Genomic DNA, 11,962 nt, shown 5'->3' on the forward strand with positions numbered 1-11,962 from the left:
GCGACCGGCCGGAGCAATACATCCGGCCGGCTCGTTGCGTGATTGGCAGCCATAATAGCTTGATAGCGACAGCATGAAGATCAGACCCGCAATCCCGAACGACGCGCCGGCCATGAGCGTCATGCTGCAAATGCTCGTACAGGCCGGCAAGCGCACCTCCCGCGCGGACGAGGCCTTTGTGCTGTCCCATTACGTCCTCAACCCGGACGGAATACTGTGCGCTCTGGCAGTGGAGGATGATGGCACGGCTGTCGGCTTCCAGTCGTTGATCCATGCCCGGGAGGACAACCCCTATGGCACGCCCGCCGGCTGGGGCATCATCGGGACGCATGTCTCACCGCTGGCCGCCCGGCGCGGCATCGGACGACAACTGTTTGCGGTAACCAGACCAGCAGCCATCGCGGCAGGCCTGGCCTCAATCGAAGCCTTCATCGGCGAAAACAATCAGGACGGTCAGGCCTATTATGATCGGATGGGCTTCGTGACCTACCGGCTGGCCGACGGCGCAGTCTGCAAGCGTTTCGACCTCACATAGAGGCGCCACAGTGCGAGCAGGCTAGGCGCAGGGGGAAGCCGCTGCAGCAGGCCCGACATAGGGTCTCAACTCTTCCGGCATGGCGTGTCCGAAGTCGTTTTGCGACAGCAGCGACTGGTCGGAGAAGGCACGCAACTGGTCGGCGAGAATGGCCGGAACAACCTGTATTGGCGCGCGCGCCGTCTTGGTGCCGGCGACATCCAGGCCTGGAACGGCGGCTGCGGGACCGGGCGCCTCCCGTTGGAGGCCGAGCCCCGCGCGGCGTGCGCGCACAAATTCCTGGAGCTGGGCGACAAGACGGTTCTTGTAGGACGGTTCGCACATGCGGGCCTTGAAAACCTGCATGGAACAGACGAGAAGACGCGCGCCGGTCTGGGCATGCAGCGCAACCCGGCCGTTCTGCTCAGCATAGCGTGCGGCGTTTCCATCGATCAGCCTCAGGCAGCGTTCCTGCAATTCGTCGTCGATTGCGTCGAGCCTGCCTGGCGCTCCGGTCATGGCGAGCACCATCGCGCCATCGTGGCCATCCGGAAGTTCTGCGGATCGTTGCGCGCCATAGGTACGTTCGAACCGCTCAGCCTGGTAGGCAAAAACCGGGGTTGCCGGCGCTTGGGACCGCGCCGGGCCGAAAGCGCTGATTGCCTCGCCTGCAAACAGATATACGCCCGTAAAAACCGCCGTTGCGACGCCGAGCGCCAGAGCGATGTCCGTCTTCGACACGCTCCAGTCCGTCGAGCCGCGTCTGGTCGCCGGTCGGTCCTTGCCGCCGCCGTCAGGCGTCGATACGCCCCGTTTCCCGAATGTCATTGGCACCCCTGCCCTCCCGGGTTCGACCCGAGCCGTAAGAAGGCAGGACTGTCGCATGGCAGGGCTGAACAAAGCCGCCACAGAATACGCGCAAACTTAACCAATCCCGTCGCCGGACAAGGCGGCGTTGCAGGGATTAGCCCCAGATGCGAACGTCCGCAGCATGACCGCAGCGCTTTATCAACGCGAAAAACCGGAGGCGCAGGAACGCATCCGGTATTGATCGCTTCTGGAGGTCTTTTGTTGTTCTTGCCACTGGCCGGCCCGTGGATAGGCCTGGCCGCGCGGAGGCATGGCATGATGTCCCCTTAAGGGAACCGATTACATGCGGTAGGCGATCGAGTCGTTCCAGAAACGGTCGAGACGCTGCAGCAGCTTGTTCATCTGGCTGAATTCGCCTTCGCCGATGCCGCCGACCTTTTCGATCGAGCCGATGTGGCGATCGTAAAGCTTGGCAACCGTTTCAGCGATTTCCTGGCCTTCCTTGGTCAGGCTGATGCGAACCGAGCGACGGTCGATGCGCGAACGCTGGTGGTTGATGAAACCGAGGTCGACAAGCTTCTTGACGTTGTAGGAAACGTTGGAGCCGAGGTAGTAACCGCGCGAGCGCAGCTCGCCGGCGGTCAGTTCGGAATTGCCGATGTTGAACAGGAGCAGTGCCTGAACGGCGTTGACGTCGTCGCGACCCTGGCGGTCGAACTCGTCCTTGATGACATCGAGAAGGCGGCGGTGAAGACGCTCGACCAGATGCAGGGATTCCATGTAAAGACCGCGGATCGAGTCTTCCTGGGGATTGGCGACTGCCGCAGCCTGCGGCTTCATTTTTGCGTTCAACATGTCTTGCCTCACTGTTTTGTTTGGCGGTGTGTTTGTTTCTTCCCGCCTTGTGAGAGACACTATCGAATGCGCATAAAATTCGACTTAAAACACACGGCTAACAGCCGGTAAACGCAAGCCTCGCCATTGTGTCATGGCTGGGGCAGGCCCTGCGTTAAGCAAACCACCCCATTACGTTTCAAGGACTTAGCGAGGATTTTCGTTTCAATTTTAACGAAGATTGCTTGGCAAAGCTGGTTAATCGGTAGTTACCCGCTCGGCATTCTTGCGGTTCTCGAGATGGAGCACGACACGAAAGAGCACATAAAGGGCGGCGACGAAGCCGTGCATCAGGGTAATCAGGATGCTGCGCCCGAAGATTTCCGGCCAGACCTGATACATCAGAAGCTGTGTGCCGGCGGCCAGAACCCAGAGGACCGGTCCCCAGGAGACGGCAAGCCACAGGCCGAGCGAGGCGACGGGAAACAGCACCGACAGGATCGAGGCCGCCGCCCGCCAGGGAAAGCTCAGCAGATCGAACCGCCCGCGCCCATCGAAACTGTAGCCGGTGATCATGCCCCAATATTGCAGCCCGAACCAGAAACAGGACACCGCGACCAGCCGCAGGAAGACGACATAGAGGAGCTGCGTCAGCGAGCGTTTCGGGTGATTGAGAGAATCAGCGGCCATAAGGCGAACGATAGCGACGGTTGTCGCGCTTCGCCAGAGGCGTGGACACCGCGGCATCCTTATGACCTGAGCGCATACAAGATGCGGTGTCAGATCAATTCGCAAAGGCCGGGCCGCATGGTAAGGGAGCGGCAGCAATATAAAGAAGAGTAAGAAGAGGCATATCATGTCCGACAAGACACATCTGGTGGACGAGATCACCGGACACCGCCGCATGCGGCGCAATCGCAAGGCCGATTGGACGCGGCGCATGGTTCAGGAAAACCGAGTGACGGTAGACGATCTGATCTGGCCGATCTTCATCGTGCCGGGGACAAACATCGTCGATCCGATCAGGGCGATGCCCGGCGTTTATCGCATGAGTGTCGACAAGGCCGTCGAAGCGGTCAAGGAAGCGGCCGATCTCGGCATTCCGGCCGTTGCCCCCTTCCCCGATATCGAGATGGCACTGCGCGACGAGACCGGTTCCGGCATTCTCGATCCCAACAACCTGATCAACCGCTTTACCAGCGCGGTCAAAAAATCGGTCTCCAATATTGGCGTCATCAGCGACGTGGCGCTCGACCCTTTCACCAGCCACGGCCATGACGGGATCATGCGCGATGGCGTGATCCTCAACGATGAGACGGTGGATCAGGTCGTGAAGGCCGCCATTCTTCAAGCCGATGCCGGCGCCGACATCATCTCGCCGTCCGAAATGATGGATGGCCGCATCGGCGCGATCCGCCGCGGTCTCGATGCCGCCGGGCATCAGGATGTCGGCATCATGTCCTATGCGGCAAAGTTCTCGTCCGGTTTCTACGGCCCCTATCGCGAGGCGATCAATACAGGCGGGCTTCTGAAGGGCGACAAGAACTCCTATTACGTCTCTCCCGCCAACGGCACGGAGGCGCTGCGCGATACCGCGCTTGATGTCGAGGAAGGTGCCGACATGCTGATGGTCAAGCCGGGCCTTCCCTATCTCGATATCTGTTGGCGCGTGAAGGAAGCGTTCGGGCTTCCGACCTACGCCTATCAGGTCTCCGGCGAGTATTCGCAGATCAAGGCCGCCGCCATGCAGGGCTGGCTGGACGAGGAGCGGGTGATGATGGAAACGCTGCTCTGTTTCAAGCGCGCCGGCTGCGACGGCATCCTGACTTATTTCGCCGTCGACGTGGCCCGCAAGCTGGCCAAGGGCTGAGCGCGCTTTGCCGATCTGGAAGACGGGGCATTTTCCGGCGGTCTTGTGCCGCCGGATTTCTCCACCATATTGAGAGGTGTAAAACCCGCCTCGGGCGCAGGAGAAATAAAGATCATGAGCCTTGACCCCAACACTGCCGTCGTCGCACCGGAAGACTGGCGCGCCTATAGCGGCGTGCTTTTGCGGCGCTCATTTGCCTTCATCCTCGATTACCTGATCGTGCTGCTGCTCTGCATCCCGGCGGCGATCATCGTGTTCTTTCTCGGCGTGCTGACGCTGGGGCTTGGCTTCATGCTCTATCCCGCGCTGTTCGTCGTGGTGGCACTTCTCTATTTCGGCATGACGCTGGGCGGCCCGGCACAGGCCTCTCCGGGCATGCGCGCTGCGGGCATCACCATGCTGCGTGTGGATGGCCGAAGCATGGATTTTCTGACTGCCATGGTGCACACGGTGCTGTTCTGGGTGATCAATTCGTTTCTGACGCCGCTGATCCTGCTTGCCGGCCTGTTTACCGACCGCTCGCGGCTTGTGCATGACTTCCTGCTCGGCACGGTGATTGCCCGCGTCAGCTAAGCCGGCATCCGCGCGACCGAAACCACACAACGACATACCGGCGGTCGACCTTGCCCGCATGTTGACGTTTTGCGAACTTAGGTCATGCTAATAATACTCGCTTCAACGCGCATTCGCCACAACCGGGACCTCTATCTGGGATGAACTCGCAGATTTCGCCATCACCGCAGTTCTACCTGACGGCTCCGGCAGCGTGTCCCTATCTTCCGGGCGAATTTGAGCGAAAGGTCTTCACGCATCTTGTCGGCCCGCGCGCCGCCGAGATGAACGACCTTCTGACGCAGGGCGGTTTCCGCCGATCCCAGAATATCGCCTACCGCCCGGCCTGCGAGGCCTGCCGCGCCTGTGTTTCGGTGCGCATCCTCGTCGATAAGTTCGAGCCCGGACGGACGATGCGCCGCGTGCTTGCCGCAAACGGTGACATTACAGCGGAGATCTACCCGGCCCAGCCCTCGACCGAGCAGTTTTCGCTGTTCCGTACCTATCTCGACAGCCGCCACCAGCGCGGCGGGATGTCGGACATGTCGGCGCTCGATTACGCGATCATGGTGGAGGACACGCATGTAAACACCCGCGTCATCGAATACCGCCGTCGTGTAGAAGGCTCCGGCATCGGTGCAGCCAAGGGCGAGCTTGTTGGCGTGGCCCTGACCGACATGATGAGCGACGGGCTCTCGATGGTCTATTCGTTCTTCGATCCGGCGATGGAAAAACGATCCTTCGGGACCTTCATGATATTGGACCACATCAACCGCACCCGCACGCTCGGCCTGCCACATGTCTATCTCGGCTACTGGGTGAAGGGATCGGCCAAGATGGGATACAAGACGCGGTACCAGCCGCAGGAGCATCTGACGGCACGGGGCTGGGAATTGTATTCGGGCGAGGATGAGGGGTAAGGCCGTTTGTATCCAAAGCGCTTCATTAAAGATATTGCCCGCATCGAGTGATGCTGTTATAACATGGTTAGAACAGAGGTTTTGGCCATGAACGCAACCATCCGTAAAATCGGTAATTCCGAAGGCATCATCATTCCCAAAGATGTTCTTGATCGAATGGGTTTGAAGGCTGGCGACACGCTCGAAATTCGCGAGGAAAATGGCAATATTGCCCTCGTGCCCGAGCAAGCCGATCTCGCTGAGCAGCTTAAGGCCGCGCGTCTTGGCATGGAAAAATACCGGATCGCTTTGCGAGAACTTGCCAAGTGACAGCCATGAAATGGCTGTCACGCCAGGCTATTGAGATCATCCATAGCGGACAGCTAGCCGAACATGGTGGACCGGTCGGCATAAAAGATGAAAATGCTCTCGAAGCTGCCCTTGCCCGTCCGCTCCACAAAAACACGTATGGCGAGGAGGATATCTTCGTTCTTGCTGCAGCCTACGTGTATGGACTTGCGAGAAACCATCCGTTCTTAGATGGAAACAAGCGCACCGCGTATCTGGCAGCCTTCACCTTTCTTCTGGTGAACGGTTACCTGATTGAGGCAACGCAGGCGCAGATCGTCACCCTCATATTGGGTGTCGCCGCTGGAGAAATCGATGAGGACGGCCTGACACGCTTCCTGCGCGATCATACCGTCCCCTATCCCTGATTACCCCGCAAACTTTCCACTCCGCGGAAAGCCCTTCGGCACCGTACGACCGGCCGAGGCGCGGTCGCCGCTCCATTCCAGAAGCTCGTCCTTAGTCTTGGTGAACTGGCGCCCGGCGCTGTCTTCCCAGGTCAGGCCCGCTTCGATGGCAAAGCACTTGATGTCGGAAATGCCGCCATCCTTGTAGCGCTGCAGGCGCACGCCCTTGCCACGCGTCATTTCCGGCAGTTGCGCGAGCGGAAACACCAGCATCTTGCGGTTTTCACCGACAGCGGCGACATGGTCGCCACTGACCGGCACCACCAGTTTGGTCTCGTCCGGCATGCCGACATTCATCACCTGCTTGCCCTTGCGGGTATTGGCGATCATTTCGCTTTCGGCCACAATAAAACCATTACCCGCCGTCGAGGCGAGAATGTGCTTTCTCGTCGAGTCATGCACGAAGGCGGTCAGGATATCCTGATCGTTCTCCATGTCGACCATGATGCGGATCGGTTCGCCATGGCCGCGGCCGCCCGGCAGTTTGTCCGCGCCAAGCGTGTAAACCTTGCCGCCGGTGGTGATCAGAAGCAGCTTGTCCGTCGTCTGCGCCGGGAATGCCAGATGCAGGCCGTCGCCTTCCTTGAAGGTCAGCGTCGACGTATCGGCGATATGGCCCTTGAGCGCTCGGATCCAGCCCTTCTTGGAAATGACGACGGTGACCGGTTCCTTTTCGATCATTGCCTGCTGGATAGCTTCGAGATCGGCTTGCGGCGCATCGGCAAACTGCGTCATACGCGCGAACGGCTTGCCCTTGCCCTTGGCAAAAGCCTTGCGAACGTCCTGGATCTCGATCTCGACGACCTTCCACTGCTTCTCGTCGGATGCCAGAAGCGCCTCGATATCGGCCTTTTCCTTGGTGAGGTCGTCGAATTCCTTGCGGATCTCGAACTCCTCCAGCTTGCGCAGGGAGCGCAGGCGCATGTTGAGGATGGCTTCGGCCTGAATGTCGGTGAGGCCGAAACGGGCAATCATCACCTGTTTCGGCTCATCCTCCTCGCGGATGATGCGGATCACCTCGTCGATATTGAGGTAGGCGATCAGGAAGCCGCCCAACAGTTCCAGCCGGCGATCGATCGCCGCAAGCCGGAAATTGGAGCGGCGGATCAGCACTTCCTTGCGATGCGCCAGCCACTCCTTCAGCACTTCATTGAGCGCCATGACCCTTGGCACCTTGCCCATGGACAGCACGTTCATGTTGAGCGGGAACCGGTTTTCCAGGTCCGTCAGCTTGAACAGAGATTCCATCAGCAGCGTCGCATCGACGGTGCGGTTCTTGGGCACCAGCACGACGCGGACGTCTTCGGCGGATTCGTCGCGCACGTCTTCGAGAAGCGGCAGCTTGCGGGCGATCAGCAGTTCGGCGATCTTTTCGATCAGGCGCGATTTCTGCACCTGATAGGGTATTTCGGTGACGACGATCTGATAACCGCCGCGACCGAGATCTTCCGTCTCCCACTTGGCACGCACGCGAAAACCGCCGCGACCGGTGCGGTAGGATTCGATGATCGATTCACGGCTGTCGATGATGATGCCGCCGGTGGGAAGATCCGGGCCGGGAATGAATTCGACCAGCTTTTCGACCGTCGCATCGGGATGTTTGATCAGATGCAGCGCCGCGTCGCAGAGTTCGTGCGCGTTGTGCGGCGGGATCGATGTGGCCATGCCAACGGCGATGCCGGAGGAACCGTTGGCAAGCAGGTTCGGGAAGGCGCCGGGCATGACGACCGGTTCTGAGTCTTCCTCGTTATAGGTCGGGCGGAAATCGACACTGTCCTGATCGATGCCTTCCAGAAGCAGCGCCGCGACCTCGGTCATGCGCGCTTCGGTGTAACGATAGGCGGCAGCGCCATCGCCATCGATATTGCCGAAATTGCCCTGGCCATCGACGATCGGGTAGCGCTGCGAGAAATCCTGGGCCAGACGCACCAGCGCATCATAGACCGACTGGTCGCCATGCGGGTGGAATTTACCGATGACGTCACCGACGATACGGGCGCATTTCTTGAAGGCCGAATTCGGCCGAATACCCATTTCGCTCATCGCGTGGATGATGCGGCGATGCACGGGCTTGAGCCCGTCGCGAACGTCCGGCAGCGCGCGGTGCATGATGGTCGACAGCGCATAGGCGAGGTAGCGCTCTTCCAGCGCCGCCTTCAGGTCGACCGGCAGAATGTGGTCGTCGCCATCTTCTGGCGGCGGAGTCAGACTTTTTCCCATGTCGCTTGACTACCGGAAAGCCCGATTCCCGGCAATAAAGCCAGAGACTCAGGCTGTGGAGAACCGGCGCCTCGGTCCTCTCCCGCTAAACCTCGCCATAAAAAGGTCCGGATAGACTTCACAGGGAGAACTGGACGCTTTATTGGCGCGACCTATTCATTCCAGTAATTTTTCGGGCAGATCTTCTGCCTCGTGAGGAGACTATTCATGCGTTACACTGCCTCGGCCAAGTTGTTTTCGGCCAGCATCGCCCTGTTTGCTTTTGGCACGCCCGCACTGGCGCTCGATGGCAACGATCTGGTCAACAAGCTGAACGCCGCCTTGAACTTCCAGGATGGCACGGGCATCGTTGCCGGCTCGATCACCGTCGACGGATCGGACGTGACGCTCACCGACAGCCGTTTCGAGGCAGGCAACGGTCAGGGTAGCGTGCCGCTCGGCACAATCGAGCTGGAAGGCGTCAAGGAGGATGCCGGCGCTTACACGATCGAAACCGTGTCTTTCGAAAACATCGATATCACCCAGGAAAAGACCGCTTTTACGGCAGCGGACCTTTCCATCTCCGACATGCGCATCCCTGCCAGCTCGGCTGGCGACACCACGGATGCCGTGCTGTTCTACGGGGAGGCAACCGTTGGCGCCATCGAGGTCAAGCTCGACGGCAAAAGCGTGGCGTCGATCGGCTCGGCCAAAATGACCAGCGAAGCTTCCGACGACAAGAAGTCGATGACGTTCGACGTCAAGGTTGCCGATATCAAGGGTGATCTGAGCACTGTCGAGGATGTCGAGGCACGCAAGACCATCGATGACCTCGGCATCAACCAGATCGACGGCAATATCAGCATGACCGGCAGCTGGGACCTGACCTCGGGCACGCTGGCAACAGAGGAATACGCCTTCGACTTCGCGAATATCGGCCGCCTGAACATGGCGTTCAGCCTGTCCGGTTACACGCTGGATTTCCTGCGCTCCGTTCAGGAGGCTGCAAAGAAGGCCGAAGCCAGCGCCAATGACGAACAGGCACAGCAGGCGGCAGGCCTCGCCATGCTTGGCCTGATCCAGCAGCTCAGCTTCGACAGCGCGGAAATCCGTTTCGACGACGCCGGCATTACCACAAAGGCCCTCGACGTCGTCGCCAAGAAGCAGGGCACGACCGGCGACCAGCTGGCGCAGATGATCAAGGCCATGGCGCCGATGATGCTGGCCCAGTACAACATGCCGGAACTGCAGAAGGCTTTGAGCGAGGCGCTCAATACCTATCTCGACAAGCCTGGCAGCTTCACGATCAGCGCAAAGCCGGAAAATTCGGTTCCTGTTCCGACGATCATGGGTGCCGCCATGGCCGCGCCGAACACGATCCCGCAGGTTCTCGGCGTCACCGTGACCGCGAACGACTGAGCTTCTCGCTCACGCCTTATGAAGAAAGCCCGGCAGGTGACTGCCGGGCTTTTTGCGTTTTAATGCGCGGCCGATGCGCTGAAGGAGGCGTGCTCCTTATCATGCAGCCCAAAACGGTCGATCATGCCGGCGCTTGCCTCGTTAGCACCGACGACCTCGACCTCAGCTCCGCGCTGGCGAAACTTCAGAACAACCTGATCGAGCGCGCCCACGGCGGAAATGTCCCACAAATGCGCGCGGGTGACATCGATGACGATACGTTGCGGCGTTTCGGTAAAATCGAACCCGCCGATGAAGGCCTGCGCCGACGCGAAGAAGATCTGGCCTTCGACACGGTAGATACGCTTTTCGCCCTCATCCGAAAGCTCCGAAGAAACGCGGAACATGCGTGCGACCTTGCCGGCAAAAAACACGCCTGAGAGAAGCACGCCGACGATGACGCCCTTCGACAGGTCATGCGTGGCGAGCACTACGGCGACGGTCGCCAGCATGACGATGGAGGACGTGCCGGGATGACGTTTCAGATCGACGATGGATTTCCAGGAAAACGTGTTGATCGACACCATGATCATCACCGCCACCAGCGCCGCGACCGGCACGACGCGGAGAATGTCGTCGAGAACCAGAAGCAGGATCAGCAGGAAGGCGCCAGCGACGAAGGTGGACAGACGACCTCGGCCGCCGGATGAAACGTTGATGACCGACTGACCGATCATGGCGCAACCACCCATGCCGCCGAACAGGGCCGAGACGATATTGCCGGCGCCCTGCCCCAAACATTCCTGGCTTTTGCTGCTGGTCGTATCCGTCATGTCGTCGACAATCTGGGCGGTCAGCAGCGATTCCAGCAGGCCGACAGCGGCGAGCGCAAGGGAATACGGGAATATGATCTGCAATGTCTCGAAGGTGAAGGGCACGATCGGGAACGCAAATCCCGGCAGCGATGTCGGCATGGCACCAAGGTCGGCAACCGTCTTTACTTCGACACCAAAGACAAGGACACCGATTGTGACGACGGCAATGGCGACTAGCGGCGACGGCACCGCCTTGGTGACGTATGGCAAGAGATAGATGATGGCGAGGCCGACCGCGATCAGCGCGTAGGTGATGTGCGGAACGTTGGTCAGTTCCGGCAGCTGCGCCATGAAGATCAGGATGGCGAGCGCGTTGACGAAGCCGGTCATCACCGATTTCGACACGAACCGCATCAGGCGGCCGAGTTTCAGAAGGCCGGCGATGATCTGGAGAATGCCCATCAGGATGGTGGCGGCGAACAGGTACTGGATGCCGTGATCGCGCACCAGCGGCGCCATCAGCACGGCGGTGGCGGCAGTGGCGGCGGAAATCATTGCCGGACGGCCGCCGCAAATGGCGGTGACGCAGGCGATCAGCACCGAGGCAAACAGGCCGACGGCGGGATCGACACCTGCAATAACGGAAAAGCCGACGGCTTCCGGAATGAGCGCGAGGGCGACGACGATGCCGGAAAGGATATCGCCACGAATGTTGGAAAACCATTCACGACGGTAGGTGGTCAAAGAGATCATGGGTTTGGATTTTTCGCAAAAGGGAGCGCATCCGCCGGGAGGGTATCCTGGTGTGACTGACGTCTTGGATTAGGCTGATGCTTTGCGTTGTCCGGCGGATCGGCGGCCGGAAGAGCCACCCGGGAGTTTCACCCGAGTCCTTGTGATGGGCAAGCTATAGCGGCGAACCGGACAAATGCCAAGTGCGGGATATGGCTCTTGAGGCGAGAGTGGTTGCGGATAAGATGTGACGGGGGATTTCGGAAGATCGGGCGATGATCAGGCGAGAACAACGGAAGCTGGCGAATAACGAGCGGCTGAAGCTGCTGGCCACGTTTCTCTACGGCTTGGCGATTGCGATGTTTGTAGTCGGCGCGCCCGCTCCGCTGATCTCGAGCATGGACCGACCGAGTGGGCTTGGCATCGGAGCAGGTTTAACACTCACCCTTTATGTTCCTGGGTCTTCCGGACGACATTATGTGGCGAGCATCGTTCTTAGAGGATTGCGGCCATGACATTGGCAGTGGTCATTTCAATCCTGATTGTTCCTGCCGCTGGCCTTCTGATGGGCGTTGCAGGTCTTT

The 11,962-nt window shown here is 59.8% G+C and carries 12 protein-coding genes and 1 other annotated feature; of the genes, 7 read left to right on the forward strand and 5 right to left on the reverse strand.

What is annotated here, in order from left to right; translation table 11 throughout:
- The first annotated feature begins 73 nt into the window (after positions 1-73).
- Positions 74-535 carry an N-acetyltransferase family protein gene (locus ACQKKX_RS12615; RefSeq protein WP_427571038.1) on the forward strand — a complete coding sequence of 154 codons (462 nt, stop codon included), beginning with the start codon at positions 74-76 and terminating at the stop codon, positions 533-535.
- A 21-nt stretch (positions 536-556) separates the two neighbouring features.
- On the opposite strand, the gene ACQKKX_RS12620 is transcribed toward ACQKKX_RS12615, so the two are convergent.
- The 3 genes from ACQKKX_RS12620 to ACQKKX_RS12630 all read right to left on the reverse strand — a co-directional run bounded on the left by ACQKKX_RS12620 (position 557) and on the right by ACQKKX_RS12630 (position 2,848).
- Positions 557-1,342, reverse strand: a complete 786-nt coding sequence (locus ACQKKX_RS12620; RefSeq protein WP_427571039.1) for a hypothetical protein — start codon at positions 1,340-1,342, stop codon at positions 557-559.
- Positions 1,343-1,663: 321 nt separating this feature from the next.
- Positions 1,664-2,176 carry a transcriptional regulator LdtR gene (ldtR, locus tag ACQKKX_RS12625; RefSeq protein WP_427571192.1) on the reverse strand — a complete coding sequence of 171 codons (513 nt, stop codon included), beginning with the start codon at positions 2,174-2,176 and terminating at the stop codon, positions 1,664-1,666.
- Between the two features lie 240 nt (positions 2,177-2,416).
- Positions 2,417-2,848 carry a DUF6163 family protein gene (locus ACQKKX_RS12630; protein WP_427571040.1) on the reverse strand — a complete coding sequence of 144 codons (432 nt, stop codon included), beginning with the start codon at positions 2,846-2,848 and terminating at the stop codon, positions 2,417-2,419.
- A 166-nt stretch (positions 2,849-3,014) separates the two neighbouring features.
- On the opposite strand from ACQKKX_RS12630, the gene hemB reads away from it, so the two are divergent.
- The 5 genes from hemB to ACQKKX_RS12655 all read left to right on the forward strand — a co-directional run bounded on the left by hemB (position 3,015) and on the right by ACQKKX_RS12655 (position 6,195).
- Positions 3,015-4,028, forward strand: coding sequence for a porphobilinogen synthase (gene hemB / locus ACQKKX_RS12635; RefSeq protein WP_427571041.1), 1,014 nt, complete (start codon positions 3,015-3,017; stop codon positions 4,026-4,028).
- A 114-nt stretch (positions 4,029-4,142) separates the two neighbouring features.
- On the forward strand, positions 4,143-4,601 hold the full coding sequence (locus ACQKKX_RS12640) for an RDD family protein (protein ID WP_427571042.1): 459 nt from the start codon (positions 4,143-4,145) through the stop codon (positions 4,599-4,601).
- Positions 4,602-4,741: 140 nt separating this feature from the next.
- Positions 4,742-5,500 carry an arginyltransferase gene (locus ACQKKX_RS12645; RefSeq protein ID WP_427571043.1) on the forward strand — a complete coding sequence of 253 codons (759 nt, stop codon included), beginning with the start codon at positions 4,742-4,744 and terminating at the stop codon, positions 5,498-5,500.
- Positions 5,501-5,587: 87 nt separating this feature from the next.
- Positions 5,588-5,809, forward strand: coding sequence for an AbrB/MazE/SpoVT family DNA-binding domain-containing protein (locus ACQKKX_RS12650; protein ID WP_153356820.1), 222 nt, complete (start codon positions 5,588-5,590; stop codon positions 5,807-5,809).
- Complete coding sequence (locus ACQKKX_RS12655) at positions 5,806-6,195, forward strand: type II toxin-antitoxin system death-on-curing family toxin (RefSeq protein ID WP_427571044.1); 390 nt, start codon at positions 5,806-5,808, stop codon at positions 6,193-6,195. The genes ACQKKX_RS12650 and ACQKKX_RS12655 overlap by 4 nt, the downstream gene beginning before the upstream one ends.
- Here the strand turns inward: ACQKKX_RS12655 and parC are convergent, their stop codons facing one another.
- The gene (gene parC, locus ACQKKX_RS12660; RefSeq protein ID WP_427571045.1) at positions 6,196-8,454 is read right to left on the reverse strand and encodes a DNA topoisomerase IV subunit A; all 2,259 of its coding nucleotides are present in this window, start codon (positions 8,452-8,454) and stop codon (positions 6,196-6,198) included. It abuts the gene before it with no gap.
- 207 nt (positions 8,455-8,661) lie between these two features.
- Here parC and ACQKKX_RS12665 point away from each other — a divergent pair, with 207 nt between their 5' ends.
- Positions 8,662-9,852 carry a hypothetical protein gene (locus ACQKKX_RS12665; protein WP_427571046.1) on the forward strand — a complete coding sequence of 397 codons (1,191 nt, stop codon included), beginning with the start codon at positions 8,662-8,664 and terminating at the stop codon, positions 9,850-9,852.
- Positions 9,853-9,911: 59 nt separating this feature from the next.
- Here ACQKKX_RS12665 and ACQKKX_RS12670 read toward each other — a convergent pair whose 3' ends face one another.
- Positions 9,912-11,399, reverse strand: coding sequence for a SulP family inorganic anion transporter (locus tag ACQKKX_RS12670; RefSeq protein ID WP_427571047.1), 1,488 nt, complete (start codon positions 11,397-11,399; stop codon positions 9,912-9,914).
- 85 nt (positions 11,400-11,484) lie between these two features.
- Positions 11,485-11,542 (reverse strand) — a sequence feature (sul1 is cis-regulatory element that is thought to sense ions involved in sulfur or methionine metabolism; They are found in Alphaproteobacteria).
- Positions 11,543-11,962: the final 420 nt, after the last annotated feature.

The sequence above is a fragment of the Neorhizobium sp. NPDC001467 genome, assembly GCF_050275975.1.
Lineage (GTDB): Bacteria > Pseudomonadota > Alphaproteobacteria > Rhizobiales > Rhizobiaceae > Neorhizobium.

Coding starts and splice junctions, on each gene's coding strand:
- ACQKKX_RS12615 (WP_427571038.1), top strand. CDS start 74: ATGAAGATCAGACCCGCAATCCCGAACGACGCGCCGGCCATGAGCGTC.
- ACQKKX_RS12620 (WP_427571039.1), bottom strand. CDS start 1,342: ATGACATTCGGGAAACGGGGCGTATCGACGCCTGACGGCGGCGGCAAG.
- ACQKKX_RS12630 (WP_427571040.1), bottom strand. CDS start 2,848: ATGGCCGCTGATTCTCTCAATCACCCGAAACGCTCGCTGACGCAGCTC.
- hemB (WP_427571041.1), top strand. CDS start 3,015: ATGTCCGACAAGACACATCTGGTGGACGAGATCACCGGACACCGCCGC.
- ACQKKX_RS12640 (WP_427571042.1), top strand. CDS start 4,143: ATGAGCCTTGACCCCAACACTGCCGTCGTCGCACCGGAAGACTGGCGC.
- ACQKKX_RS12645 (WP_427571043.1), top strand. CDS start 4,742: ATGAACTCGCAGATTTCGCCATCACCGCAGTTCTACCTGACGGCTCCG.
- ACQKKX_RS12650 (WP_153356820.1), top strand. CDS start 5,588: ATGAACGCAACCATCCGTAAAATCGGTAATTCCGAAGGCATCATCATT.
- parC (WP_427571045.1), bottom strand. CDS start 8,454: ATGGGAAAAAGTCTGACTCCGCCGCCAGAAGATGGCGACGACCACATT.
- ACQKKX_RS12665 (WP_427571046.1), top strand. CDS start 8,662: ATGCGTTACACTGCCTCGGCCAAGTTGTTTTCGGCCAGCATCGCCCTG.
- ACQKKX_RS12670 (WP_427571047.1), bottom strand. CDS start 11,399: ATGATCTCTTTGACCACCTACCGTCGTGAATGGTTTTCCAACATTCGT.